The sequence below is a fragment of the Sphingomonas metalli genome, assembly GCF_014641735.1.
Lineage (GTDB): Bacteria > Pseudomonadota > Alphaproteobacteria > Sphingomonadales > Sphingomonadaceae > Sphingomonas > Sphingomonas metalli.
The window spans coordinates 322,622-349,315 of sequence record NZ_BMIH01000004.1 but is presented as its reverse complement, the minus strand read 5'-3'; the positions used below and the strand labels follow the sequence as shown (position 1 = coordinate 349,315).

The window sequence follows — 26,694 nt, the reverse complement described above, 5'->3', positions numbered from 1 at the left end:
TCGGAAAGACGTGGATGGCGTGCCGGGCAGGAGGCCCCGGCGATCGCGACGCGTCCGACGGCCTCTTTCAGTCGCCTGTGCGCTTACCCGCGGCGGGCTTCACCTTGTTCTGATAGATCCAGTTCAGGAAGGCGTCAGCGTCCGACAGGTCGTCTGCTCCTATCCGCCGGCGCACCGCCTCCACCACCCCGCACGCACGCGCATACGCCTCGGCCGAGAACAACGTGACCGACCTCGGCGGATCGGCGCCGATGGCACGCAGCGCGGCCGCCGTATTGCCGTTGAAGACGGCGTATCGCTTGGGTGCGAAGGTGCACAGGATCTCCGAGACCATGTTGATGCCAACGCCGCCTATGTCGGCAGCAGGCTTGCGCACCTTTGCATAGCCTTGCTCGGGTGGCTGCGCCGCGACCTTCGCCGCCAGCTCGAACAGCGCGATGGTGGCGACCGGATCGGAGAGCGCTTCCTGCCCCCTGCGGTGAATGTCACCCGAGTGCCAGAGGTGGCGATGACCGTCAGCCGACGTGACCAGGTCGCGGAACAGACCCTCGAACGTCTCCCGGTCGTGCGCGGACAACCTCCTGATCTTCGCCATGCGGGCGATCTGACGCTGGACGACGAGCGCCGCCTTGCGGTCGCGACGCCGCCTCTCCAACGCCAGGACCTCCTCTCGATCGCTGCTGAACTCGGCGTGCAACGAAGCGAGCGTCGCGAGGTCGAAGGCGTCGGCGTCATAGGCCGCGATCTCCTTCTCAATCCGGCTCTTCACCTCTCCCGCAGTCTTGAACCTGCGGCGGTATCGGTCGAGCACGACGCCATCAAGCGGCTCGAACCGGGGGTTCGCACGGTAGCCGTCGAACACCGCCCTAAGCTCGGCGAGGAGCGGGTCTGCCAAGTGCATGTCCCACAACACCGAGAGCTCCTCGTTCGTCTGGAGCGCGCCGCCGGTGAGGTTCGCCGAGCCCACCATCGCGCGGGCACCCTTCGCGCCTACGCCGAGGTAGGACTTCGGATGGAACGTCGCCCGTGCATCCGGCTTGGCTACCAGGACCGTCAGCTTCGGCTGCGACTTTGCGAGGTCCAGAAGATCCTTGAGGGCCCTCGGCTCGGTCACGCAGAAGTCCGTTCCGACGAACATCTCGATGGCGGCACCGGCCCCCAGGCGCTTCTTGAGCCCACCGACGATCCTGCCCAGACCCTTCGACTTCACAAACGCGACGGCGATGGCGATCTGGATCGCGCCGTCGATTACGCGTTCCAACGCATCGAGATGCGGGCCGGACCCGTCGTTGCGCACGAGAAGCGGCCGGGCGACAGCCCGGGCTACCGTCGTGACGCTGCGCTTCTGATTGGCGATCTCGAGCTCCGACTGGATGTGATGGACAGGGCTAATCTGCCGAGTTCCGGCAGTCCAGCTGTCCATGCACCCGCAATCTCCAAGTGCCTGGTTCGGCCGTCCACGAGCATCCGGCCGTGAGCCGTTCTGGCGTCGAGGTCCAGCATCACGGGTCAGGTCGGAATTTCCTGGACCGCCGACGAGGAGTCGGGGACGATGCGGCGGCTTGATCTTGGGAGCCGCTTGTGACCCTCATCATCGCCGTCGAGGCAGTTGACTGCATGGTCCTGGCGGCCGACAGCTTGACGACGGTGCGCGACAGGGTTGTCAGCTGCGATACCGTGAAGATCCATCAGGTCTCCGCCACCGACGTCGCCGCCGGCGCTGGTGCGTCCCGCATCCAGGGCAGATACTGGAGCGAGATCCTACCTGGCTTTCTCGAACGATGGGCCGGACCAGGGCCGGCCCAGATCGCACCTCACTTCAAGCGGTTCCTCGACGCTGAGATCCAGCAGGTCGACCGCAGGAACATCGGTGCCTGTGCCGGCGGCAACACCTTCCTCATCGCTGGGCTCGATCCATCGTCAGGAAGACCCGACATCTGGTCCGTCGAGCGACACGGAGACGTTCGGTCATTCTTACCTGCACGTCCCGCCTCGCCCCAGAACCCAACGGCCCGGATCTGGTGGATCGGCGACACGCAGGGCCTCCAGGCGCACGTGGCTTCGACAGCCAGCCGATACTCCGAGGGGATGACCGAAGACGAGGCGGTCGCGTTCGCCGTTCAGGCGATCATCGATGGAATGGCGTCAGCGAGGGCCGCAGGGATTAGGTCGATCGGCGGCGACTACGCCTACTGGGCTGTCGCCACGGGCGACGGCGTCAAGTTGAACAGGAAGCGCTCTGGCATCCCTTGTCCGTGAGGGTTAGCGAACTAACCCCTGACCGGTCTGTGGTGTCAGCACCGTGAATTTAGCGGTCGAACCGGCAGAGCTTTCGAGCTCCGATGGCCGCGGTTGGGGGAGCCAATGAAGTCCAAGTCGGCGGGAGGGGAGAAGCTCTGCAGGGTGTGCGGTGGACCGCTCTCCGCAGGCGGGGGCAAGTCCCGGGAGCACGTAATCCCCGATTGGATGCAGAAGCACTTCGGACTCGAGAAGCGGAAGATTTCCTATACGCCTATGGAGAGTTCCGAGATCGCCACGAGCATGCAGCTGACCCCGTTGGCGCCTGACCACCTGCGGCGCTCGCACAACTACGGGTCCATGCTGCTCGGCGCGGTCTGCCGCAAGTGCAACAACGGCTGGATGAGCTCGATCGAGGGCGAGGCCAAACCTGAGCTGATCTCGCGCATCGAGGGCGCGACGGAGCCCGGCAGGTCGGAAGAGGTCGCGCGATGGGCCTTGAAGACCGCCTACGTCCTGACGGTCGCGACCGACCCTCCGGTCGGTCGCGTTCCTCAGCGGCACATGCTCCATCTGAAGGGCGACGGCGGCCTTCCGCCGGGCGTATCCGTCTTCTTTCGCGTCGATCCCGCGTCGGAGTGGTGGTTCAGTTCAAGCGTGACGTTCTTTGTGGAGACAGCCTCGTCGGTGACGGACGGGGGAGCGCTGCTCATGCGGCACTACCGCAACGCCTATCGTTACTTCTTCCGCCTTGGCCACCTGTCCCTCATGGTCCACTTCTGGCCCAACAGCGTTGACCCGGTCGGCTATAACGAGCGTCTCGTCCGTCCTTTGTGGACGGGGGTTCCGCTGCATGTCTGGGACGATGGTCATCCTGGGCTGGGTGCTGAAAACCTCCTTCATGATCTGGCGATCAGAAGCACGGTGTGCCGGCTCAACTCCGGCCCTCGAGCACTCGGCGACCTCTGCATCTGCAGGAGCGGATTGCTGACGAGCATCTGCCGATTGCTTGGCCACCCGGCGGACACGGCGGAAAACTGGGGTGCGGTCAACGGGGCCGATTTGGAGGGGGAGAGCACCTGAAGACGTGCAGCCTTGGATGACCAGCGGGCGCCCCGTCGGCCGCTCGGACAATCGCGCACGCCGAAGGCTCATGCCCGGCAGGCGCCGCTCCACGAGCTGGCGACCAGCCTCCTCCACGAGCCGCGACTGGCCCACGCCACGCCTCGTTTCGACGACGCCGCCTCAATCGGCTGCGGCGAAACGTGGCCGCTCGCGCCGGTGACAAGGAATCCGTGCGCCCTTGGTCGTGCTCATGGTCTGTTCTGATGCTCGCGTGTCACCGCGGCGGCGCCGAATCGACGGGTATGGAGCCCGATCATGGACACGACCTCCTGTTGCGCGCGGCATCAACGTGAGCCCGCGCGACTGCCGCCGATCGATTCGAGCCGCCGTGCCGCGGATTGCCCGGGCGGCGCATAGAAGCCATCATGCCTGACATGAAGGGCGTCTTCGAGATCAGTGGCACGTCGCGGTATGACGACCTCATCGCGGAGCGCTACCACTTCCCCAGCAACTACCTGACGGTTGCCCGGGCGTGCGTCGGCGATTGGATCGTCTACCGGGAGACCGGCGCGGCGGGCGGTCGGATGGCCTACGTGGCCGCGGCCCTCGTCACCGTCATAGACCCGGACCCGGTGCGACCCGGTCTGCACTATGCGCGCGTCGCCGACTTCGTCGAGTTCGATCGACCGGTCCCTTACCGCGGGACGGATGGCAGGTTCGCGGAGCGGATGCTGCGCGATCTCGCGCGGCCCGCGGACGCGGGGCGCGCGCTGAGGGGGCGGTCGGTCAGGCCGATCGATGACGTCGACTTCGCATCGATCGTCGACACGGGGCTATCGGACACGCTCGCGCTTGAGAACGCCATCAGGCTCGAGCTGGATCGGAGCCACCTGGATCCAGAGACGCTCGCGCTGCTCTCCTCTCCGCCCGACCCGAGGCGGACCGTCGCGGTCCTGCTGAACCGGAAGGTGCGGGCGGCGGCGTTCCGCGGCCATGTCCTCCACGCCTACGACAACCGCTGCGCCGTCACCGGCCTGCGTATCGTCAACGGTGGCGGGAAGGCCGAGGCGCAGGCCGCCCACATCTGGAGCGTCGCCGAGGGCGGTCCGGACACGGTGCAGAACGGCATCGCGCTGTCCGCGACGGCGCACTGGCTCTTCGACCGCCACCTCATCAGCCTTGACGAGGACCTGCGACTGCTGGTCTCTCACAACAAGGTTCCGCGGGAGCTGACTGCGCTTTTTCCCTCTCCAGGCGCGAGCATCGGAGTGCCCGCCGATCCCCGGCTCCGTCCCCGCCGCGAATACGTGGACCGTCACCGCGCGCGGTTCGCAGGACTCGACGCTTGAGCACTCCGGACCCGGTGATCGCCGCGTACAGCGCGGACGCGCGCGCTCTGGCCGAACAATACGAATCGTTGGCCCCTTCGGCCGTCCATGCCAGCGCTCTCAGCATCATGCCGCCGTCCGGCGACGGCCGGCTCGCGCTGGACGTCGGTGCCGGCACTGGCCGGGATGCAGCCTGGCTTGCGGGCCTGGGCTACGAGGTCGTGGCCGTCGAGCCTGCCGAGGGGATGCGGCGCGTGGCGGCCGAGATTCACGCCGACGTCCCTGTCAGGTGGATCGACGACGCCCTGCCGTCGCTGGACCGCCTGCATGCGCTCGCCCTGTCCTTCGACCTCGTGATGGCCTCGGCGGTCTGGCAGCACGTCGCTCCGGCCGACAGGCCGCGCGCCCTCCGTAAGCTCGCGACGGCGATGAAGCCCGGCGCGCTGCTCGTCTTGACGCTGCGGAGCGGACCGGCGCCATCGGACCGGCCGATGCACCCGACGTCGGTCGGTGAGGTGGAGGGCCTGGCTCGTTCCCTGGGCCTCGAGGTGGTCCGCGTCGGGGAGACTGGTGACGAGAGACGCCGTCCGGATGTCCGCTGGACGACGATGTGCCTGCGCATGCCCGACGACGGCACTGGCGCGCTTCCGCTCGTCCGCGGCATCGCGCTGTCGGACGGCAAGTCCTCCACATACAAGCTCGCGCTCCTGCGTGCCGTCGCGAGGGCTGCGGAGTATTCGCCCGCTGCCGCGACGCCGGCACCGGACGGGCGGGACGCCGTCGAGCTGCCGCTCGGACTGGTCGCGCTCAACTGGCTCCGGCTCTATCTGCCGCTCGTGAGGGCGGGCATCCCGCAGGCCCCGGGGAATGTCGGGACCGAACGTCTCGGTTTCGCGAAGGAGGGTTTCCGATCGCTTCTCGAAAGTGGCGTAGCCCCGACCGAGTTGCGGATCGGCGCGAGTTTCGCCGGGGCTACAGCCGATGCGCTGGCGTCGGCGATCGGCAGAACGGTGACGACGATCGCCGAGATGCCGGCGAACTTCACCCGCTATGCCAACAGCGACGAACGTGTCTTCAAGGCCACTCGTGGGCGGGGACGCGGGTCGGGAGCCACGCTCGACATTGATGGTCTGCGCACGTTCGGACTGCTTGAGGTGCCAGGCCATCTGTGGCGGGCGATGAGCCGGTTCGGCGCCTGGATCGACCCGATGCTGATCGCGGAGTGGGCGAGGATCAGCCGAGGTTACGCAGATCGCTTGGGACTCGCCATCGCGCCGGGAGCGGCGGAAGCGGCACTGGTGTGGGTCGAGCCGGTCCGCAGCACCGCCATCGGGCGATTGGCCGCGAGCAGATTGCTTGCAGAAGGCAGGGAGATCCGATGCGTCTGGACGGAACGGCGCCTGTCCGCATCGACCATCGACCTCGACCACTGCCTGCCGTGGTCTGCATGGCCGTGCGGCGACCTCTGGAACCTCATGCCGAGCGCCAGCCGGGTCAACCGGCACGAGAAGCGCGGGAAGCTGCCCAGCGCCGCCGCCTTGGCCCGGGCCCGTCCGCTCATCGAGCGATGGTGGAGCGAGGCCTATTTGAACGACAGTGCCTTGCGTGACCGATTCGTCCGGGAGGCGGCGGCGGCGCTGCCTCTCGCGGCCGACGCCTCACCCGCGGCCTGCTATGCCGCCCTTGACTGGAGGCGACTTCGGCTCCGGCAGGACCAGCAGGTGCCGGAATGGGCGCCGATCTGATTAGCCGCATGCTTCCTCGCTTCAGGCTGTCGAGAGCAGGCGGCCGTCGCGGACTCACGGCGGCGGAAGGGTGGTGAGCTCCTAGCCCGCCATGACCTCCGCTATCTGCCGGTCGATACTGGCCAATTCCAATTGGTCAGCCTCGTAGAGCCGGATCTCGGCCGTGCCCCGGATACGGCAGCGGATGAGCAGGGCGTGCCGCCGGTTCCCGAGTTCCGTCATCAGCCGTGCTCTCTCCGTGTCCCCATCGGGAGCCATGATGTTCTGCCGGATCGCGAACGGGTCGTAGACGGTCGCGTCGTCGGGAAGAAAGAGCAGTCGCTTGCGGCCACCCATCTGTGGGCTGACGTCGATCAGGTTGCCGAACTTGTTGCGCCAGACCGCGTGATGCTCGGCTTCGAAGTATAGGCCGGGCATATGCCAGATCGCCCATCCGTAGGCGACCGAGCCACCTTTCTCTCGGACCCTCCGTTCGACGTTCTCGAAGCAGAACGACGTCGCGGCTCGCGGCACAGGGATCGACGTGACGAACACGGGTTCTGCCGACGAGATGGAGGCGCAGAACTCCCGAAGCGCAGGCGTCAGCGCGCGCGGCACCGTGTTGGGTGTGCTGGCCTGTTTCCGGGCGGTCAACGCAGCGTGATCCGGTTGCCGTCCACGTGACGGAAGGCCTTCGAGCGGCAGGTCAGCAGTATGACCTGCATCCGCTGCGACGCCTCCTGCAGGATGTCGGTCATCGTCTCGAGGCGCTCGTCGTCGGAGTAGACGAGCGGATCGTCCAGGATGAGGGAGATCGGCTTCCCATCCTCCAGCAGCAGGTCGGCGAACGCGAGGCGGGTCAGGATCGCGAGCTGCTCCTGCGTGCCTCGGCTCAAGCCGCCGCAGGATTCGTCCACTCCTGCCCGGGAAACTCCGGCGAGCCCGAGTTCCTCGTTGAACGACAGGTCGCAGCCGGGGAGGAGCCGCTCGACGTAGCGGGCGGCACGGCGGGTGACCGGGGCCAGGAACGTCCGCGAGGCATCGCTGGCGGCGTCGGCAAGGGCCTTCCGCAGCACCTCGAGCGTGTCGGCCTCCTGTCTAAGGCGGCTCAGGGCGGAGTTCGCGGCGAGTTCCTCCTCCTTGGCCACGGCGACCCGGCCTGCCGGGCCCGTGGTCCCTTCACGCGCCACGGTCGCCTCCAGCGAGGCGATCCGCCCGGTCAGCTCGAGGCGCTCCTCTCCGGCGCGGGCGGTGGCGCGGGCGATGTTGTCGAGCCTGCGCTTGATGGCGTCCAGGTCGAAGGCCCTGGCGCCCGCTCGCGCCTGCTCCAGCAGCTCGAGCTTGGCGGTCCTGTCCCGCTGGAGTTCCCCCAGCGCGGACTCGAGGCTTGCTCGGTCAGCGTCGTCGAGAACGGTCCTGAGGTTCGCCTCGGCGGCATCGAGCTCGCGCGTCGCGGCGGTCAGGTCCGCCGAGACGGTGGCGAGGGCGTTTTCGGCCTTGGAGAGGGCCGTCCTGCTCTCGTCGTGGGTGGAGGTGGCTGCCGCCTCGGCGAGTCTTGCGTCGGTCACCGCGGCTTCATGCGCGTCCAGATCGTCGTCTGGCGCGGTGATGTCAGCCCTCGTTTCTCCCAGTCCTGCGACGAACGCCCGGAGGGCGTCGGCTCCGGGTGCGAGGCCGATCGTCGGGTCGCCTGGGCATGCGGCGGAGATCTGCGCCCGCAGCGCGACGAGTTCACGCTCCGCCGCCGCCGCCCGCTCGTTGCGCGCCACGCCGGCCGAGTGCGACTCGATGCCGAGTGCGCGCAGGCTGGCGGCGAGGTGCTCCCGGGCCGCGACGAGGTCGGCCTCCACCGACCGTCCGGACGCCTGCGGCGGCCGGACGACGATGCTGCCAGCCGATCCGATCTCGAAGCGTGTCGCAGAGACGACGTCCACGCTGCTCGCAACGCTCGGCGCTCCGTCGATGCGGAGCTCGGCCCCGCCCGCCAGCTCGATGTCGACCTTTACCGCGCCGGCTTCGAACCTCGCCAGAGCCGAGACCTCTTCCCGCTCCAGTCCACGGACCTTCGCGAGCGCTGTGGCCTCGACCGCGAGCGCTGCGTCCGCCTCGAGAGCGCGTTCCCGCTCCTCGAGTTCGCCGAGCGCGTTGCGTGCGTCGATCGCCCGGCGCTCACCGGCGGCGGTCGAGAAGGCACGCATTCGGCCGCGTGCTTCCTTCAAGTCCGCCTCGCGGCGCTCGCGTGCCTTCCGAGCCTCGTCAAGTGCAGCGCGCCGCTGCTTCTCCTCTCCAACCGCAGTGTCGACGGCCGCCTGTGCTTTCTCCGCGCCGCTCCGGCTCTTCGCGACGCCCTCCTTCGCTTTGGCGACGCGTTCCTCGGCGGCCCCGAGCCTCTCGACACGGGCGACAGCCGTCTTCGCGAGCTCCTCCGCACGCCCGTGCTGCGCCTCCGCGGTGGCGAGGCGCAGCGACGCCGTCTCGGCTAGCTTCTGGTCGCTCTCCAACCTGCGGCGCTGCTCGCCGGTCTCGGGGTCGGCGAGGTCCCGCTCGACGATCCGGAGCCGTGCCTTCGCGCCGTCCAGGTCATTGAGCGCCTGCTCGTATTCTCGGAAGGCCGCCTCGGCCTGCTGACGGGCAGTGGCGGTGGACGAGAGCCTGGCTTCGGCCGCGCCGAGCTCCCCGCGCGACTTCCCGGTCGCCGGCGTGCGGAGTGCGCCGTAGGCGGTCTCCACGCTGTTGCGGATCGCGTCGAAGCGGCGACCGCCGGTGACGGCCCCGACCTCGGCCTCGAGCACCCCGCGCACGGTGTCGCGCACGATGCGGTTGGGGCTCTCCACGGCGAGGGCGCTCATCTGCTCGACCCAGAGCATCCCGAGCGGTCCCCTGTTCTCGGGATCGCTGCCGCGGTTGTTGCCGCGCTCGAACCCGAGCAGCTCCTGGAGCGCCTCCTCCGCGGCGTCGCTCTCACGCCTGCCCCCGTTGCCGGTCAACCGGACGGAGGTCGTCTTCATGAACTGCTTCTCGAGCGACCAAGACTGCCCTCGAAGCGTGAACTCGACTGCCACACGTGGCGCGACGTCGTCGCCGATCGGTACGTAGGACCGCACGAGCTCCGTCTTGGCGGAATGCCGTATGAAGAAGGCGGCGCGCAGAGCTTCCAGGAGCGTGGACTTGCCCGTCTCATTCGCCTCGACGACGACGTTGAAGCCGTCCGTGAATCCATCGATCCGGAGCGGGTCGCGGAACTTGCGGAAGTTGGCGACCTCGAGGGACTTGATGATCATGCCGATGCCTCCGCTCCATGGCGCATCACCTCGACGTAGAACCGCTCCAGCGCGGCCGCCGCTGCGGCTGCGTCCGGGCCGCCGCCATCGGCCCGGGCCTGTAGGGAGGCCGCCGCGCCCGCGAGAGCGCCCTGGACGTCGATCCGCGCGACGTCTTCCGGGGTGGGCTTGGCGATCAGCCCACCGGCGTCGAGGTCGAGGTGCCGCAGCTCGTGCGCGACCCTGTCCTCCAGCTCGGAGACGACCGCGACGCGGTCGGACAAGCTCGCCACGCCGGTGAGCCTCAGGTCGAGCAGGAGGTCGGCCAGACGTGCCTCCGAGCGTAGCCCGTCGAGCTCCCTCTTGAGGTCCTCGGCGGATGACACTTCCCAGCGCCGGGACAGCCAGCGATAACGGCCCGTATCCACGCGGTCGAGCGCGGGTGTGTCGCCCTGCCGGACATCCACCGCGATGCACGCGCCCGGTTCGTCGCGCCCAAAGCGGTCGGTTTCGGGTGTGCCGCTGTAGGCGGTTCGGTCCCCGACCACGAGGTAGCCATGCCAGTCGCCGAGGGCGAGGTAGTCGAGCCCGGCCGATCGCGCCCGGTCCGGCGGGATGAGGTTCGCGCTCTCGCCGGTAGCGCCGAACTCTGTGATCGAGCCATGCGCGAGGCCGATGCGCAGCGCGCCCGACGGCGTGGCCATGTCCACCATCGAGGCGGTGGGGTCCGACGTCGTCTTGCGGTGTTCGAGAGGCGCGGGGAGCAGCCAGGCGTCCTCCTCCAGCTCTACGGCTTCCGGGGTGTCGACGATACGGACCCGGGTTGGCGCGAGCCGCCGGACCCGGCTCCACAACCCGCCCGGACGGGCATGGTCATGATTGCCGGGCATCAGCCACCACGTAACGTTCGCGCGCTCCATCCGCGACAGCGCCTGCATGACGATCCGGTCACCGGGGTCGACGTTGTCGAAGATGTCGCCTGCCGCCAGCACGTGCGCCGCACCACGGTCCGCCGCGACCGCGGCGATCCGGTCGATCGCGTCGAGGCGCGCCTCCGAGAGCGCGCCCGACACCTCCGCGGGGAAGCGTCCGAAGGGCTTGCCGAGCTGCCAGTCGGCGGTGTGGATGATCTTCAACGTGGCCACGCCACTCCCCCTGTTTCTTCCGGAGATGCAGTATGCACGTCCCGGTCTGCAAGCCGATCCGGTCACCGCCGGCGGCAGTCGTGAGTCGTTCCTGTGTTTCGTCGATTGAAATCAGATTTCTTCATCGGATGGACGAGAATGTTCATGCGGGGAATGGCGCCGACGCATGGCTCTCGTCGTCGGCGTCAAGGGGCGGCGCCATCGGGAGCGCGTTCCTCAGACGCCATACCGCTTGTTGCCTCCGCTAGTGATGCAGTAGCGGCCGCCGCGAGGCCCGATGCAGACCTGCGAACCGGAGCAGGGACAACCCGAACCGGAGTAGCCGCCACCCGAGCCGCGATGGCTTCGAGATGAGCCGCGGCGCCGCGAACCGGCATAGCGCTTGCCGGATCGCACCGACTTGCCCGCGACGTAGCCCGCCCCCGCCGCCGCGACGGTGGAACCCGCTTCGGTGGACATCAACCCCTGCGCGCCGGTTGTCGGGGAGCCGGTCTCCGTCGTGCCTGCCACCGGGGCGTTCGCCAGGAAGGTGCCCGATACCCAGCAGTCGCCTCCGGCACGGGTGAGCCGCACCCACTCACCGCGTCGTTCCGTGACGACGACTTGGTCATTCCGCGCGAGGCCTTCGGAGATCGCCGCCGAGGCTTCGGGTTCCCGTCGGCATTTCAGGCTCCGGGCTGTGACGTAGGCGGGTTCCGAGACCGCGGTCTGTGTTGTGTTCCCGGGCGCGCCGGTCGAGCCCGATGAGCACTTCCCGACAAGAATTAGGACGAAGAGGATCGCCAGGACGACACCGCAACCCTGACCCAACGCAGAGTTCTGCTGCGCGGGCCGGGCGGGCGCCGCTCCCGGCGTGGCTGGTCTTGAAGACGCCGACTGCCTGCCGGACGCCCTGTCAATCCTGACGGGCTTCCTCATGCGATCCTCCCTTGGGCCCGCGGTTCTCCCCGCCGGCTTCACGGGTAGACTGCCGGACTGTCCGGATCAGGGCAACAAGTCGCTGTGCGGATTGAAATAAGCGTTCGAACCGATAGTCTATCTCGCGACGAACCTAAGAGAAGGGAGTCGTCCGAACGGGGGGAGCGCGAAGGTGAAGGAAGAAGACGTGCGGCCGCGCTGGGTCCGCGACCTGACCCGCTTCCTTCCGCTGAAAAGCCAGTTCGTGCTGACGGGAAATGTGCGGGACCTGCAGATCCGCGACGTCGGTGGCGCCGCCGTGGCGGCTCCCCTGTCCGACGTCCTTGCGGCGACGCTCTGCGGAGCCGGTTACGCCGATGTCGTTGGCTACGATCCGGTAGGGGGCTTCGCCGTGCTGCCGCGCCCTGACGGATCGCAGGGTGACGCCGACGCGCTCCTGGCTCGGCTCGGGCTGACGCCGTCGAATGGCCGGGCGCCGGCCGGCGTGGATCTCTTCGGGACCACGCTCGAGCGGCTCGTGGGGCTCGACGGAGCGCCGGTCGCCCTCGTCGCGGACTTCGCTTCGCGGCTCATCGTTCGCAACGATGCCCTGTCACCGCAGGAGCAGGCGCTTTTCACCCGCGCGCTGGTGCTGAGCCAGTCGGCGGAGGCCCGCCCCGTCGGGCCCGGCCGTGCCCCTCGCTACAACTGCGTGGTCTGGATCGCGGAGCGGGAGGGCGACCTCCCCGACTGGCTGACCATCGATAATCCCCGACTTCGCCATATCCCCGTCGCACCGCCGGACCGCGCGGCGCGCGGCGCCGTTGCTCCATCGCTGGTCCGCGGCATGCCGGGCGCACGCGACGCAGGGCAGGACGTGGTCGATGCGGCAGTGGCCGACCTGGTGGACGCCACCGAGGGGATGCTGCTTGTCGACCTCAGCGCCGTCGCGCAGCTTGCGCGGACCGAGGGCGTGGCGGTGCAGGACGTCGCCGAGGCGGTCCGCCGATACAAGGTGGGGGTGACCGAGGACGCCTGGCGCAAGATCGAGCGCGAGAGGATCCGGGGCGGAGCGGATACGATCAGGCGCCGAGTCGTCGGGCAGGACCATGCCGTCGTGCACATGCTGGACATCGTGAAGCGGGCCGCCACCGGGATCGGGGGTGGACGTCGCGGTGGACGTCCGCGCGGCATCGCGTTCCTCGCGGGACCGACCGGGGTCGGCAAGACCGAGCTCGCGAAGACGGTGACCGAACTGCTTTTCGGCGACGAGAGCGCATACATCCGCTTCGACATGTCGGAGTTCAGCGCGGAGCACGCCGACCAGCGGCTCATCGGCGCGCCGCCCGGCTACGTAGGCTACGACGCGGGTGGCGAGCTGACGAACGCGGTGCGCGAGCGTCCGTTCTCGGTCGTCCTGTTCGACGAGATCGAGAAGGCGCACCCGCGCATCCTCGACAAGTTCCTCCAGATCCTGGACGACGGGGTCCTCACGTCGGGGCGCGGGGACCGGGTCTACTTCTCCGAGGCCCTGATCGTGTTCACGTCGAACCTCGGCATATACTCGACCGCGCCCGACGGCAGCCGCCGGGCCAACGTCACGCCGGATCAACCGTTCGAGGAGGTCCGCTCGCGCGTCCGCGCCGAGATCGGCAACCACTTCAAGCTGGTCCTCAATCGCCCCGAGATCCTTAACCGCTTCGGCGAGAACGTGATCGTCTTCGACTTCATCCGGCCCGCGGTGGCGGAGGAGATCTTCGCGTCGATGGTGCGCTTGGTGCTGGCCGACGCGGAGGCGTCTGGCCACCGTGTCACGTTGTCGCCCGAGGCCTGGGATGCGCTTCGTCACCTGTGCACCGCCGATCTCTCGAACGGCGGCCGCGGCATCCGCAACCAGATCGAGGCGCATTTGATCAACCCGCTCGCCCGCGCCCTGTTCGACCGCGAAGGTAACGCGCCAGCCACCGTGCGGCGTGTCGAGACCGGCACGGTCACGGCTCTCGTCCTGGAGGATGCGTGACGACCGTATCCGTCTCGAGGCTGCACTTCCCTGTCACCGCTCTCGGCCCCGGGCGGCGGGCCGGGCTCTGGCTGCAGGGCTGCTCCATCCGCTGCCCGGGCTGCATTTCCGTCGATACGTGGGAGCCGGGACTCGGCACGGTGCCCGTCGCCGAGGTCCTCGACCGGCTCGCCGCCATGGCCCGCGAGGCCGATGGCCTGACCGTCTCGGGCGGGGAGCCGTTCGACCAGCCGGACGCGCTCGCCGCCGTCCTCGCGCACTGGCGCGCCGTGTCGGGCAGCTCGACGCTCGTCTTCACCGGTCGGGAGCTTGACGAGGTGAAGGGATGGCTCTCGGATCATCCCGACCTCATCGACGCCCTCGTCACCGGGCCGTTCCGTCCCGACCTGCCGCAGACGCTCGCGCTCCGCGGCAGCGACAACCAGCGGATCCACGCTCTGACGGCCGCGGGCGTCGGGGTGCTGTCTTACGATCGGCCCGCGACTGCCGCGGATCGCCGGCTGGACGTCGCTTTCGACGAGCAAGGCCACGCGTGGCTTGCCGGTATCCCCGCACGCGGCGAGATGGCCCGCTTGAGGCGCGCGCTCGCTGCAGCCGGTCACCTGGCCGTCACGTCCGACATGGTGGGAGCGCTTTCTTGATCAGGTTCTGCCCCAACTGCCGGACGGAGCGCCCGCCGAGCGAGACCTTCTGTGAGGGCGAGGTCGACGGCTCGCCCTGCGACTGGCCTCTCTCGTCGCAACCCCTCAGGCCCGAGGGCTGGCGCCCGGAAACGGTCGCGCCCGCCGCGCCTGCCGCGAGCTCCGCGCCCCGCTGCGTGAACGGCCACACCGTGGATGCCGGCGACATCATGTGCCCCGAATGCGGCGGTGACATCGCAGAGGGTGGTGAGGGAGCCGGCTCCCCCGAGCAGATCGATGCGCCGGCTTTCGAACCTGCCGACGCGGGTGGAGGCGCGGATGCGACCGCGGACGGGGTGTCCGAGACCGTGGTCGCGGGCTGGCGCCTGATCCGGCGCCTGCCGACCACCAGCCAGGTGCGCGAGCGCTACGAGGTCGTCCACGAGGAGGACGGACGCGAGGCGGTGCTCACTCTCTATGCGAACGGGAGCGAGCCGGACACCGAGGTCTACGACGCGCTCCGCGCGCTGGACCGCGATCACGTCCCGGAGATCTTCGAGACGGGGCGCTGGGAGGACCGGGCCTACGAGGTGTCGGAGGACGTCCGCGGCGGCACCTTCGCCGACCTGGGCCTGCTGGCCGACGATCATGCGACGATGTCGAGCATCCTTCGCGAGGTCGGGGGCGCGTTGGCAGCCCTGGGCGAGTGCGGGCTGCGCCACCGTGATCTGCGGCCGGGCGCCATCCTCGTCCGTCAGCGCGAGCCGCTGGACCTCGTCCTCGGCGGGTTCGGCTCGGCGCGTCTTTCGGAATACGACCTCGACGTCGTCTCCCCGCTCGAGATCACCCGCTACACCGCGCCCGAGGCCGTGGCCGGCGGCGTCGCTGCCGCCAGCGACTGGTGGAGCCTCGGGATGCTCATCCTCGAGCAGGTCACTCGGGGCGAGTGCTTCGCCGGTGCGGACGACCAGACGTTCCTGATAACGGTGCTGACCAACGGTGCGCCCATACCGGAGGGTCTCGCGCCGCCGGTGGACGCACTTTTGCGGGGGTTGCTCTCGCTCGACCGCCACTCCCGCTGGCAGTGGGGCGAGGTCCAGCGGTGGCTCGCCGGCGAGGTCCCCGAAGCACCGCCGGCGGTCCGTCAGGTGGGCGAACACGAGGGCAGGCGCTCGATCCGGCTGGCTGGCGTGCGGCATGCGAGTCCGGAGCGCTTTGCACTGGCGGCTGCCGAGGCTGGCGCGTGGGACGAGGCACGCGCGATGCTGCTTGGCGGCGAGGTCGCCACTTGGCTGGAGGAATCCGGCCAGCATGCCGGGCTGCGGACGGAGGTCCGCTCGATCGTCGCGCTCGAGGGCGTTTCGGAGGACATGCGGCTCGCGCTGGCCCTGAAGGCGCTCAATCCCTCGATGCCGCTCGTGGTGCGCGGCGAGATCGTCACGCCGGGCTGGCTTCTCGACCACCTCGAGGAGGGTTACGCTCTGGTCACCGGCCCGGTGCCCGATCGGCTGGAGCGTGACGACGACGAGGTTTGGCTCGCCCGTCTCAAGCGCCGCGGGGCACGCGTCCGCGAGCGGGCGCGGCAGCTCGACGTCGAGCTCGACGAGGCGCAGCTGCGCGTCACGGCCCTTTCCACGTCCCGCAGCCGACTGGCGGCGGTGTGGGACGAGCGCCGCCGGGTCCTGCCGGATACGGACCACCCGGGTCTACTGGCCATCGTCGAGCGGCGCGTGACTGAGGAGGAGGACCTGATCCTCCTCCTGAGCGCGGCAGCGACGCAGTTCCGCGCCGCCGACGCGATCGTCGAAGAGGCCGAGGACGCTGCGCGCCGCGCTGGGGTCGACGCGTTCGATCGCGAAGCGGCCCTGGCCCGGACCGCCATGCCGCGGCGCGAGCTCCACACCCAGATCGAGGCACGCCTCGAGGGCTTCGCCAGATGCGGTCGTGACCGCATCGACGAGTGGGGTGACCAGTTCCGGCTCGAGCGGCGCCTGCCGCTCGCCCGAGCGCTGGCACTGCTGGCCGTGCCGCCGGACGAGTGGCGGCAGCCGCCACGCCAGGCCTACGTCGCCACGCTGCTCGACTTCTACGCACGTCGCATCACCGGCGCGATCATGCGGGGGCCGCTGACCAGGCTCATCGTCGGCAAGACGACCGCGCGCGTAGACCTCGCCGAGCTCGACAGTCCGCGCCGGACCGCCGCGTCGCTCCTGGACCACGTGCTGTTGCGAAACGAGCAGGTCATTGACATCGATCCGCACGCGTTCGCCGAGGACGCACGCGTGGAGCGGCGGCTTCGCACGCTGCACTCTCACGCCACCCTCTATCGCCGCGATACCGGCATCGACGGTCTGTATCTAGGTTTCCCCTTCCTGGTGATGCAGGAGGCCAACCGATCGACGCGGCCGCGCATCGCGCCGGTCCTGCTCTGGCCGGTGAAACTCCATCCCGAGACGGGTTCGCGCGGCCGGGTCACGCTTGCGTTCGACAGGGACAGGGAGGAGGTCCGACTCAATCCGGCGTTCGAGACCCTTCTCGGCATCGACGCGGCGCGGCGCTGGCGGGAAGTCGCCGACGAGGTCCTCGGACGCTCTTCCGCGACCGCGACCGAGGTCGTGGAGGCCTTCGGCGAGCTGGCCGAAGCGACGGGGCGAACGCTCGCGCCGCTGCCGTCCAAGGACCTGCGGGTCGCGGCTGGTGAGGACCGGGTCTTCTGCTCGGCGGCGTTGTTCCACCTCGGCTTCATGGGCCAGGCCGTCATGGAGGACCTGCGCCAGCTGAAGGCCATGCCGCCGGCCGGGAGCAGCCTCGAGACCGCATTCCGGGTCGGCGAGGAGATTCACCGGGCCGAGGTGCCCCACGTCGCCGAGCGGGAGCGCTACTTCACAACCGACAGCGATCCTTCGCAGGAGGCCGCGGTTCTCGAGGCGAGGGGCGGCCGGGGTCTGCTCGTCGAAGGACCGCCCGGAACCGGCAAGAGTCAGACGATCGTCAACATGGTCGCCGACGCGATCGGCACTGGCCGGAGCCTGCTGGTCGTCTGTCAGAAGCAGGCGGCGCTCGAGGTCGTGCACAAGCGGCTCGAGGCCGCTGGCCTCGGCGACCGCATCGTGATGGTCAACGACGTCAACAAGGACCGGGAGCCCGTGATCAGGGCCGTCCGCGAGCAGCTCGAGGACCTCTTCCAGCGTCCGCACGGCGCGTCGGGTTGGCGCCAGCAGCGCGAGCAGACGGCGGCCCGCATCGAGTCGCTAGAGCGCGACCTGGACGGTCAGCACCGGGCGCTCCACGCAGTCGACGAGCAGACGGGCCTCTCGTATCGGCTCGTCCTCGGCGACCTGATCGGCCTCGCCCGCGAGCGCGCGACCCCTGCTCTGCCATCGCTGCGCCAGACGCTTGCCCCACTCGATCCGGGCAGGCTGGCGGTCCTGCAGGAGGTCTGCGCCCCAACTGCCCGGCTCTGGCTGCCGGCACGCTGGGAGGGCAGTCCGTTGGCCGAGACCAGGCCATTCGGCACGGACGACGGCAGCGGCGAGACCTTCGGGGACGACCTGCGCGCCTTCCACGTCGCCGAGACGTCGCGCGGGGAGGTGCTGGAGCGGACGCCGGACGCGCTGGCGATCGAGGAACCCGAGCCATACCGCGCCTGGTCGATCGCGAACGGCAGGACGCTGCTCGACCTGGACGAGGGGCAGAGGGAGCGTCTCGCGCGCTGGCTGGAGCGCTTCGCGGGCGCCGCCGGTCGCCAGCCGGGAAAGACGGCGGCGCAGACCGAGCTTGCGGAACTTGAACGCGCGATGCTCGCCCTGCCGGCGGACGACGCGCCAGCGGACGCGGTCGAGGTCGCGCGCGCGATGGACGACGCGGATCTGGAGGAATGGCTCGCGGTCTCGGACCGCCTCCTCAGGCGCCCGACGTTGATCGAGAGGCTCTCACCGGGCCGATGGCTGGCTGCATGGCGCCGCCGCGGGCTGATGAAGCGGGAAGGTCTCACCGACCGGTGGGCGTTCGGCGCCGCGCTTCACCGCGAGACCGCATTGCGCCCCCTGCGCTCCCGGCTCGTCGGGGTGACCGCCGAGGTCGGGGAGCCGGCCGGTCAGCTCCCGTCGCTCCGGATCCCCGAGCTGCTGGCCCACGCGCGGGCGATCAAGGCGGAGCTCGCCGCCGCGGAGGCGCTCGTGGCGCGAGTCGAGTCTTACCCTGAGCCGCGCATCGCGACGGCCATGGCGCGCGCCGCCACCCGTGGCGCTGTCGAGGACCTGATTGAGGGCATCGACCAGGGCCTTGCGCGGCACGCCGCCCGCATGGCCTCGCGCGCCGCGCTGGCGCGGATGCAGCCCTGGATGGAGGGCGGTTGGTTGGAGGGCCGTGAGGCCGCCATCGCGGCGAACGTCCCTGGGGCGGCGGCCGCGGTGCCCCTTCTAGAGGAGCTGCCGCACGTCGTTGCATACCAGCGCTTCCGCGCACGGGTTCCGCAGCTCGGAGACGACGCGATGGCCGTCTTCGGCCAGCTCGCGAGGATCCGTGACAGGCTCGAGGAGCTGCCCCGCGTCGAGCTCGAGCCGACCGTCCGGCGCATCATGGGCATAGAGGCGCGGCTTGCCTGGAAGGCGCGGATGGAGGCCGCCAATCCCACACTCATGCTGGAGGCCGACGAGCTCGAGGCAAAGGCGGCCTCGTTGAAGACGGCAGACCGGGAGATGCGCGGTCTCAACCGCCGCCTGCTTGTCGACGGTCTCGACGCCAGCCGTCTGAGGCCGTTCCGCGAGTGGGAGGACATAACGCGGCTGCGCGGCGTGCGTGCGCGCAGGCTGCGCGAGTTCGTGGAGCGCGGTGCGGACCTCGGCCTGATGCGGCTACGACCGGTCTGGCTCGTGAACCCGGACGTCGCCAGCCGGCTCCTGCCCCTGCGCAAGGCGCTGTTCGACACGGTGATCTTCGACGAGGCCTCGCAGATGCCGGTCGAGTATGCGCTGCCGACGCTCTACCGCAGCGGCGCGATGATCGTGAGCGGCGACGAGAAGCAGATGCCGCCGACCGCGTTCTTCTCCAGCCGCGTCGAGAGCGACGAGGCCGAGGTCTTCGAGGGCCAGGCGGCAGAGGACATGCCGGAGGAGGAGCGCGAGGCGGTCGAGGAGACGTGGAACCGGCGCGAGATCAAGGACTGCCCCGACCTGCTGCAGCTGGCCAAGACCGTGCTGCCGTCGACGACGCTGCAGATCCACTACAGGTCGGCCTACCGGGAGCTCATCCAGTTCTCGAACGCCTCCTTCTACGTGAACCGCCTGAGCGTGCCGGCGCGCCATCCGGCCGACGAGATCCGGCGCAAGCGCCCGGTGGAGATGATCCGCGTCGACGGCACCTACGTCGACCAGACCAACCCTGATGAGGCAGAGCGCGTCGCTGACGTGCTCCGGGACATCTGGACGAGCGCAGGGAGCACCCCGCCCACCATCGGCGTCGTCACTTTCAACCGTAAGCAGGCGGACCTCATCGAGGAGGTGCTGGAGGACCGCGCGGAGGGCGATCCGGCCTTCCGCACGGCGCTTGCCCGGGAGCGGGAGCGCGTCGAGGGCGGCGAGGACATGGGCCTGTTCGTCAAGAACGTGGAGAACGTCCAGGGCGACGAGCGCGACGTAATCGTGTTCTCCTCGACCTTCGGCCGCAACGCCCAAGGCACGTTCCGGCGGTCGTTCGGCGTGCTGGGACAGACCGGCGGCGAGCGGCGCCTGAACGTGGCGGTCACCCGCGCGCGCCAGAAGGTGGTGCTCGTCACGTCCATGCCGATCCCGCTGATCTCGGACCTGCTCTCCACCAGACGCCAGGCGGCCAGCCCGCGCGACTTCCTCCAGGCCTATTTCGAGTATGCTCGCGCTCTCTCGGATGGTGACCTGGATGCCGCCGAGGCGCTGCTCTCGCGTCTGACGCCCGAGCAGCGCCGTCAGCGTTCGCGCGAAGCCGGGGGTGACGGCCTCGAGGCGGCGGTGGCGGAGGAGATCCGTTCGCTGGGCTGGGAGCCCGCCTCCGTCGGGGACGACGGGGCGTTCGGCCTGGACTTCGCGATCGAGGACCCTCGGACAGGTCTCTACGGCATCGGCATCGAGTGCGACGCGCCCCGGCATCCGCTGCTCGAGAGTGCGCGTGCCCGCGAGATGTGGCGGCCCGACGTGCTGCGACGCTCGATCCCGCGCATCCACCGCGTATCCTCGCACCGCTGGTTCCATGAGCCGGAGCACGAGCGTGAGCGGCTCCGCAGGGCGGTGATATCGGCGATGGGGGTGCTGGCGTGAGCGGACCGAAGGTCGTGAGGATCGTTACGCGCGAGGAGATCCTGGAGATCTGCCAGGGCCATCTGGCCCGCGTCGACGCGGCGCTCGCCGAATGGGTCCGCGTCGGGCGGAGGAACGACTGCATCGACGAGGAAGCGGTGACAACGGCCAACCGCCGCCGCGATGCGCTGGCGGCGCTGATCAGGGCTGACCGCTTCATGGACCTGCAGAAGCAGGCGCCGGTCGAAGAGGAGTTCCTGCGCGCCGACATGCAGCGCAGGCTCGCGGCCGTCGCCGCCGAGCAGGCGGCGGCCCGTTCGAAGGAGCGGCGCGGCCGTGAGGCGGCGGCGACCCTCCTGCGGCGGTTGGGGGAGCTGGGCGCACCTCTGGAGCCGAGCCTGGCCGCCGCTCTTGAGCGCGGCGACCCGCAGGCGCTCGCCGCAGGCTTTGCGATCCTCGCGGACGCCTCGGCTGCGTCACCTGCTGCCACCGGTCTCGCTGCCAGTCTGAAGGACGGTGCGCCGGCGGCGTCCTTCGCGGACTGGCTCGCTGCGCAGCCGGCGGCTCCCGTCGACGCGGCGGTCGAGCGGATCGCGGCGAGGCTCGACGAGCTCGATGCGATCGCCGGCGTGGACACGGCGGGCCAGCGCGCGCGGCTCGACGAGGTGGCCTCGGCCGCGCCTGCCCGCCGGAGATTGCTGCTCGAGGGTCTGGAGGTCGAGACGGGGCGAAGTCTCACCGACGCGCGCCGACGCGCATCGCTCCGATCCGACCTGCTGCTCGTGCGCGCGGAGCTGGTGGCCGCAGGGGGAGCCGCGGCGGATGCCGACCTTGAACACATGGATGCGTCAGCGCTCGAGGCGGCGATCGCATCGCAGCAGGCCGCCGTCGAAGCCCTCCGCGCAGGGCGGGCCGCGGCCGCGCGCCGTGCAGCGGTGCTCGAGGGTCTTTCGAGCCTGGGCTACGAGGTCACCGAGGGCATGTCGACGTCGCTGGCGGATGACGGGCGCCTGGTGCTTCGGAGCGCAGCGCGGCCCGACTACGGAGTCGAGATCAGCGCGGTCGCGGGTGCCGAACGCATGCAGATGCGCCCGGTCGCGTTCGAGGCGAGTGGTGTCGGGCCAGACCCCGGCCGCGATCGTGACGCAGAGACGATCTGGTGCGGCGACGTATCGACGCTTCAGGACGCGCTCGCGGCGGCGGGTGGTGGGCTCGTGATCGACCGCGCGCTCCCCGTCGGCGCGACGCCGCTCAAGCGGATCGCGGTCGAGCGATCGGAGGGCGTCGCCTCTGCGGCGGATGCGCCTGCGCGAAGGGAGCGGACCCTCCGCTGACCGTCATCGTGCTGGGCGCCAGCCGGCGGCCGTCGCCTCGGCCGCGCTGCAGAACCAGCGCTCGCCCTTTCCAGCGTTGATCCGCACTGCGGGGTAGTCGCGCGAGCCTGGGAGATGGAAGATGCGCACACCCTTCGAGCTCACGTTGCCCTTGACCAGGCATCTGGCGTCGGGGGGCACCTGCGGCGCGCTATTCGCGATACGGGCTCGCCTGTAGGCGTCGGGCCGCTCGAAGCCGAGCGCCCAGATGCCCCTCCGCGCCGCCCGGGCGCGCGCCTCAGCATCGACGTATTGCAGTGAGTATTTGCGGTAGGCGGTTGCCCAGCCGGACTCGACGATGGACTGCCCGAGATCGACGCCTCCGATCCTGCAGCGGGCGACCAGGCGACCGTATCTGTCCTTGTCCACCGCGGAGCACTGCAACGTGTGGCCCTGGACGCGCGACCTCAGCCACTGCGCGGCGCGTCGGCCGCAGGCCACCTTGGCTCCCTCCGCATCGCATATCTGTGACAGCTCCGGCGCGTCGACCCCGAACAGGCGGACGCGCTCGCTGCCGACGCGTAGCGTGTCGCCGTCCACGACCGCCGCGGGTCCGGAGAATGCGGCTTGCGCCGCGAGCGCCAACGTTAACCAGGACAAGTGCGCCCCCCTCTGGCCGCCGAGGCCCAATTCCGTATAAGTGCCCGGAGGGGAACGGAAGTCCAGGGGGGATGATGGTCACTTCGCGGCAGTTCGCGCGAGGGATGGTGCGCACGATGCGCGCCATGGACCGCGCGGCCAAGCAGGCCGAGCGCCAGCGGATCGCGCGGCAGAACGCTTTGCATCGCGAGGCTATGCTGGACGCGTCGGCGCAGGCAGCCGCCGAATACGACGAGATTGTGGAGGCGCTCACCGGCGCGCACCGGGTGACCTTCGGCAGGCGCGATTGGCTCACGATCGCCACTGCCCCTGATGAACCGTCACCCCCACGCGGGCATGCGCATGAGGAGGCGGCGCGAGCCAGACTTGAGGCCTACGTCCCCGGATTTCTCGACAAGATGCTGAGGCGCGGCGAGCGGGTCGTGGCCGCACTCGCCGATGACGTGGAATCGTCGCGGCTCCGCGACGACGAAGCTCACGCTCGTGCGGTGGAGGCGGCTGCCGCTCGCAACGCGCTTGCGGCCACAGCCCGCAGAGTGGTGGAGCGGGACCCGGACGCGATGGTGGCGGCGCTCGAGGAGCATAGCGGCCTCGGCAGGCTGCCCTTCTCGGTCGAGGGCATTGATACGATGTTCCTGGACGACCGCGTCATCGCGGTCGTCGACGGCCTGGATCTCGAGGACATGCCCGAGGAGACGGTCACGCTGCTGAAGTCCGGCAAGGCTTCGTTCAAGGCCTTGGCCATCGGCAAGCGATTGGAGATGCACCGCGACGCCATCTGCTCGGCGGCCTTGCGCGTAGCGATCGAGTTCCTCGCGACCCTGCCCCTGGACGAGGTCGAGGTACTCATGCTGACCGACCTGCTGGACGCGGCGACCGGCCACATCGAGGGGGCTCCTGTGCTGCACGTGCGGGTCAGCGAGCAGGCGCTGAGGACGGTGAACCTCGCGCGCACCGACGCCTTCGCGCTGGTGGAGCGCCTCGGCGGCCACATGAGCTGGAGCCGGCGGGACGGCTTCCGCGCCATCAACGCGGCCGCGTTCGGGATCGATCTCGAGGCGAGCTGAGGTGCATCCGCTTCGTCATACCTGAGCCTTGTCGGGAGCGTTGCGGAAAGCCGCGCCGCCCTCGGGAAGGCGGCGGTCGTTTTCGGGGGGCGTCACATGAAGATTGCCAAGGTCAAGATCACCAACTTCAAGTGCTACGAGGAGACATTCACGCTCAACTTCAACGAGGGGTTGAACGTGATCGTCGGCACGAACGAGTCGGGCAAGACCACTATCCTGGAGGCGGTCTACCTCGCCCTCACCGGCCTTCTGCATGGTCGTCCGCTCAAGAACGATCTGACGAGCTACCTTTTCAACCTCTCCACGCAGACCAAGTATCTTCAGAGCCTGGAGACGGCTTCCCCTCTGCAGCCGCCGGCGATCACCATCGAGCTGTTCTTCTCGGGATCGACCAGCGAGCTGGCGGAGCTCGAGGGCGACGGCAATTCGGAAAAAGCGAGATGCAGCGGCGTCGTCTACCGGATCGAATTCGACGAGGACAACTTCCGGGGACCATATGAGGAGTTGGTCAAGGCGGGGGCGCTGCGCTCGATCCCCGTGGAATACTACACCACGACGATGCGCTCGTTCGCGCGCAAGGGCATCACCGCGCGCAACATACCGATCAAGTCGGCTCTGATCGACTCCTCCAGCACCCGGATGCAGAACGGCTCCGACGTCTATGTGTCCCGCATTATCCGCGACGTGCTAGAGGAGAAGGAGCGGGCGGCGATCTCCCAGGCCCACAGGAAGCTGAAGGAGGCCTTCGTCGCAGACCCCAACCTGAAGCTGATAAACGAGCGTATCACCCACGCCGCCAAGATCAGCCAGAAGGCGGTCAGCATCTCCGTCGACCTCTCATCCCAGACCGCCTGGGAGAGTAGCCTGATGACCTATATCGACCTCATCCCGTTCCAGTATATCGGGAAGGGCGAGCAGTGCGTCATCAAGACCAAGCTCGCGCTGAGCGCGAAGAAGAACGCGGAGGCGACGGCGATCCTGCTGGAGGAACCGGAGAACCACCTGTCCCATTCGCGCCTGAACGAGTTGATCGCGGACCTCACCCAGCAGCATGGTCAGAAGCAGATCATCATCTCCACGCACAGCAGCTTCGTCGCGAACAAGCTCGGTCTCGACCACCTGATCGTCCTGCGCGGCGGTGAGGTCGTGAGGATCTCCGAACTGAAGTCCAGCGACTTCTTCAGGAAGCTGGCCGGATACGACACCTTGCGTCTGGCGCTCGCGTCGAGGGCGATCCTCGTCGAGGGGGATTCCGACGAGCTCGTGGTCCAGCGCGCCTACATGGACGCCCACGACGGACGTCTGCCGATACAGAACGGCACGGACGTGATTTCCGTCGGCACCGCGTTCCTCCGCTTCCTCGAGCTCGCGGAGGCGCTCAAGATCCCCGTCGTCGTCGTGACCGACAACGATGGGGACGCGGAAGCGGTGAAGAGGAAGTATGCGGCTTACGACGGCTCGCCGACGGTGCGGGTCTGCTACGACCCGGACGTGGAGACCGGCCCTCTCGAGGTCAAGGGCAAGCCGTTCAACTACAACACGCTCGAACCTCAGATCCTCAACGCCAACAGCCGATCGGTGCTGAACGAGGTGCTGGGAACGTCTGCGGAGACGGATGATCAGCTGCGCCTTCACATGCGCGCGAACAAGACGGAGTGCGCCTTGGCGATCTTCGGGTCAGACAGGAAGATCGAGTATCCGGACTACATCAAGAGGGCGATCGCGCCGTGATTGGCGACAACAGGATCGTCATCGCCGCCGCTGGATCGGGCAAGACCACCTATCTCGTCGAAGAGGCATGCAGGATCGTCGACGCGAAGGTCTTAATCACTACCTACACGGAGTCGAACGAAGCCGAGATCCGGCAGAGGTTCTTTGACCTTGTGGGTCATGTGCCGGCCAACGTAACCATCATGACCTGGTTCAGCTTCCTCATCTCGCATGGGGTGATGCCTTTCCAAGGAGGCGTCTTCCAATTCCCGGTGCGCGGCATGGTGCTGGTTCAGGCCGCATCAGGGATCCGCTACAAGAACAGGATGGGCATCGGAGTGCCTTGGCCCGAGCAGGATACCGGGAGGCACTTCTTCGATCCGGCGGGCCGCGTCTATTCCGACAAGCTCGCCAAGCTGGTGATCCGTTGCAATGACGCGAGCGGTGGTGCCGTGGTCGACCGCATCGCGCGGGTCTTCCAGCATATCCTGGTGGACGAGGTACAGGACCTGGCCGGGTGCGACCTCGACATCCTCGCGGCGCTCGCCCGCAGTCGCGCGCGGCTGCTCATGGTGGGCGACCCACGCCAGGTGACCTACCTCACGCATCACGAGAAGCGCCTGAAGAAGTATGCGGACGGGGGCATCGTGGCCTTCCTTCGCAACGAATTACCGAGGAAGGTGCATGTCGAGATAGACGAGACGACCTTGAACCGGTCGCACCGCAACAGCTCGGTGATATGCGAGGTCTCTTCCCGCCTATATCCCTCGCTCTCCGCCACTCGCGCCTGCGAATGCGTCGGTTGCCGCAAGAACGTCGGATCCGCGACGGTCCTCATCCTCCGGAAGGACGACTACTCGCACTATCTCGATCGGGTCCGGCCCATGCAGCTCCGGGACAAGGTCACCAGCCCTGGGGTCGACCCCAATTCGCCAAGCATGAACTTCGGTGAGTCGAAGGGCCGCGGCTTCGATAATGTCGTAGTCCTGCCCACCGAGCCGATGCGGCTTTGGATCGCGGACCCCGGCGCAGCGCTGAAGCCTCAGACACGCGCTAGGTTCTACGTGGCGCTGACGCGCGCGCGGTTGAGCGTCGCAGTGGCGATGGACTGGGGAGACGGGCGCCTGCCGGAGGGCTTCAGCCTATACGAGCGTGGCGCCGAAGCGACGATGGCTGGACCTACGGGCGGCAGGTGAGCGCCGTGCGCAGCATGGCGGCGGCGGCGGTCCGGGTCGTGATTAAGCCCTCGACCGCCTCGACCGGGCTGCCGATGTACACGCGCGTCGCACGCTGGAAGTGGCCTCAGACACCTGCAAGCACAGACGATTTACACAGGACTTGCAATGCATATGCACATGTGCATATATAGTTTCGCGAA

18 protein-coding genes are annotated in these 26,694 nt (G+C 68.8%); 12 read left to right on the top strand and 6 right to left on the bottom strand.

The window, feature by feature from the left end:
- Positions 1 to 67: 67 nt before the first annotated feature.
- The gene (locus IEX18_RS15955) at positions 68 to 1,423 is read right to left on the bottom strand and encodes a phospholipase D-like domain-containing protein (protein WP_188659986.1); all 1,356 of its coding nucleotides are present in this window, start codon (positions 1,421 to 1,423) and stop codon (positions 68 to 70) included.
- Positions 1,424 to 1,581: 158 nt separating this feature from the next.
- Here IEX18_RS15955 and IEX18_RS15950 point away from each other — a divergent pair, with 158 nt between their 5' ends.
- The 4 genes from IEX18_RS15950 to IEX18_RS15935 all read left to right on the top strand — a co-directional run bounded on the left by IEX18_RS15950 (position 1,582) and on the right by IEX18_RS15935 (position 6,376).
- A complete protein-coding gene (locus tag IEX18_RS15950) occupies positions 1,582 to 2,259 on the top strand; it encodes an Ntn hydrolase family protein (protein WP_188659983.1) in 678 nt (225 codons plus the stop codon).
- Between the two features lie 207 nt (positions 2,260 to 2,466).
- The gene (locus IEX18_RS15945; RefSeq protein WP_188659980.1) at positions 2,467 to 3,321 is read left to right on the top strand and encodes a hypothetical protein; all 855 of its coding nucleotides are present in this window, start codon (positions 2,467 to 2,469) and stop codon (positions 3,319 to 3,321) included.
- A 407-nt stretch (positions 3,322 to 3,728) separates the two neighbouring features.
- On the top strand, positions 3,729 to 4,652 hold the full coding sequence (locus tag IEX18_RS15940; RefSeq protein ID WP_229664636.1) for an HNH endonuclease: 924 nt from the start codon (positions 3,729 to 3,731) through the stop codon (positions 4,650 to 4,652).
- Positions 4,649 to 6,376 carry a class I SAM-dependent methyltransferase gene (locus tag IEX18_RS15935; protein ID WP_188659977.1) on the top strand — a complete coding sequence of 576 codons (1,728 nt, stop codon included), beginning with the start codon at positions 4,649 to 4,651 and terminating at the stop codon, positions 6,374 to 6,376. The genes IEX18_RS15940 and IEX18_RS15935 overlap by 4 nt, the downstream gene beginning before the upstream one ends.
- Before the next feature lie 81 nt (positions 6,377 to 6,457).
- Here IEX18_RS15935 and IEX18_RS15930 read toward each other — a convergent pair whose 3' ends face one another.
- The 3 genes from IEX18_RS15930 to IEX18_RS15920 are packed head-to-tail and all read right to left on the bottom strand — an operon-like array spanning position 6,458 to position 10,760.
- Positions 6,458 to 7,009, bottom strand: a complete 552-nt coding sequence (locus tag IEX18_RS15930; protein WP_188659973.1) for a hypothetical protein — start codon at positions 7,007 to 7,009, stop codon at positions 6,458 to 6,460.
- Positions 7,006 to 9,636, bottom strand: a complete 2,631-nt coding sequence (locus tag IEX18_RS15925; RefSeq protein WP_188659970.1) for an AAA family ATPase — start codon at positions 9,634 to 9,636, stop codon at positions 7,006 to 7,008. Before IEX18_RS15925 ends, IEX18_RS15930 begins: the two co-directional genes overlap by 4 nt.
- Positions 9,633 to 10,760 carry a metallophosphoesterase family protein gene (locus IEX18_RS15920; RefSeq protein WP_229664635.1) on the bottom strand — a complete coding sequence of 376 codons (1,128 nt, stop codon included), beginning with the start codon at positions 10,758 to 10,760 and terminating at the stop codon, positions 9,633 to 9,635. Before IEX18_RS15920 ends, IEX18_RS15925 begins: the two co-directional genes overlap by 4 nt.
- Between IEX18_RS15920 and IEX18_RS18775 the strand changes: the two genes are divergently transcribed.
- A complete protein-coding gene (locus IEX18_RS18775) occupies positions 10,741 to 10,869 on the top strand; it encodes a hypothetical protein (protein WP_268234956.1) in 129 nt (42 codons plus the stop codon). The genes IEX18_RS15920 and IEX18_RS18775 overlap by 20 nt on opposite strands.
- A gap of 107 nt (positions 10,870 to 10,976) precedes the next feature.
- Here the strand turns inward: IEX18_RS18775 and IEX18_RS18670 are convergent, their stop codons facing one another.
- A complete protein-coding gene (locus IEX18_RS18670) occupies positions 10,977 to 11,678 on the bottom strand; it encodes an SH3 domain-containing protein (RefSeq protein WP_229664634.1) in 702 nt (233 codons plus the stop codon).
- Positions 11,679 to 11,850: 172 nt separating this feature from the next.
- Here IEX18_RS18670 and IEX18_RS15910 point away from each other — a divergent pair, with 172 nt between their 5' ends.
- The 4 genes from IEX18_RS15910 (at position 11,851) to IEX18_RS15895 (ending at position 21,900) form a co-directional block, all read left to right on the top strand.
- Positions 11,851 to 13,677 carry an AAA family ATPase gene (locus IEX18_RS15910; RefSeq protein WP_188659967.1) on the top strand — a complete coding sequence of 609 codons (1,827 nt, stop codon included), beginning with the start codon at positions 11,851 to 11,853 and terminating at the stop codon, positions 13,675 to 13,677.
- Positions 13,674 to 14,318: a 4Fe-4S single cluster domain-containing protein gene (locus IEX18_RS15905; protein WP_188659965.1), complete on the top strand. Its 645-nt coding sequence runs from the start codon at positions 13,674 to 13,676 to the stop codon at positions 14,316 to 14,318. Before IEX18_RS15910 ends, IEX18_RS15905 begins: the two co-directional genes overlap by 4 nt.
- Before the next feature lie 176 nt (positions 14,319 to 14,494).
- A complete protein-coding gene (locus IEX18_RS15900; RefSeq protein ID WP_229664633.1) occupies positions 14,495 to 20,587 on the top strand; it encodes an AAA domain-containing protein in 6,093 nt (2,030 codons plus the stop codon).
- A gap of 14 nt (positions 20,588 to 20,601) precedes the next feature.
- Positions 20,602 to 21,900 (top strand): hypothetical protein, encoded by a 1,299-nt coding sequence (locus tag IEX18_RS15895; RefSeq protein ID WP_188659959.1) that lies wholly within the window; start codon positions 20,602 to 20,604, stop codon positions 21,898 to 21,900.
- Positions 21,901 to 21,903: 3 nt separating this feature from the next.
- Here the strand turns inward: IEX18_RS15895 and IEX18_RS15890 are convergent, their stop codons facing one another.
- Entirely contained in the window at positions 21,904 to 22,524 is a 621-nt protein-coding gene (locus IEX18_RS15890; protein WP_229664632.1) for a thermonuclease family protein, read from the bottom strand.
- Between the two features lie 86 nt (positions 22,525 to 22,610).
- Between IEX18_RS15890 and IEX18_RS15885 the strand changes: the two genes are divergently transcribed.
- From IEX18_RS15885 to IEX18_RS15875, 3 genes are all read left to right on the top strand, one after another.
- Positions 22,611 to 23,606, top strand: a complete 996-nt coding sequence (locus IEX18_RS15885) for a hypothetical protein (protein ID WP_188659953.1) — start codon at positions 22,611 to 22,613, stop codon at positions 23,604 to 23,606.
- Positions 23,607 to 23,702: 96 nt separating this feature from the next.
- Positions 23,703 to 25,337: an ATP-dependent nuclease gene (locus IEX18_RS15880; protein WP_188659950.1), complete on the top strand. Its 1,635-nt coding sequence runs from the start codon at positions 23,703 to 23,705 to the stop codon at positions 25,335 to 25,337.
- Positions 25,334 to 26,512, top strand: a complete 1,179-nt coding sequence (locus IEX18_RS15875; RefSeq protein ID WP_188659947.1) for a UvrD-helicase domain-containing protein — start codon at positions 25,334 to 25,336, stop codon at positions 26,510 to 26,512. Before IEX18_RS15880 ends, IEX18_RS15875 begins: the two co-directional genes overlap by 4 nt.
- The last annotated feature ends 182 nt before the right edge of the window (positions 26,513 to 26,694 follow it).

Bases quoted from the DNA above. Each gene is read 5' to 3' on its own strand.
- IEX18_RS15955 (WP_188659986.1), bottom strand. From the start codon at position 1,423: ATGGACAGCTGGACTGCCGGAACTCGGCAGATTAGCCCTGTCCATCAC.
- IEX18_RS15945 (WP_188659980.1), top strand. From the start codon at position 2,467: ATGCAGAAGCACTTCGGACTCGAGAAGCGGAAGATTTCCTATACGCCT.
- IEX18_RS15940 (WP_229664636.1), top strand. From the start codon at position 3,729: ATGCCTGACATGAAGGGCGTCTTCGAGATCAGTGGCACGTCGCGGTAT.
- IEX18_RS15925 (WP_188659970.1), bottom strand. From the start codon at position 9,636: ATGATCATCAAGTCCCTCGAGGTCGCCAACTTCCGCAAGTTCCGCGAC.
- IEX18_RS18775 (WP_268234956.1), top strand. From the start codon at position 10,741: ATGATCTTCAACGTGGCCACGCCACTCCCCCTGTTTCTTCCGGAGATG.
- IEX18_RS18670 (WP_229664634.1), bottom strand. From the start codon at position 11,678: ATGAGGAAGCCCGTCAGGATTGACAGGGCGTCCGGCAGGCAGTCGGCG.
- IEX18_RS15885 (WP_188659953.1), top strand. From the start codon at position 22,611: ATGATGGTCACTTCGCGGCAGTTCGCGCGAGGGATGGTGCGCACGATG.
- IEX18_RS15880 (WP_188659950.1), top strand. From the start codon at position 23,703: ATGAAGATTGCCAAGGTCAAGATCACCAACTTCAAGTGCTACGAGGAG.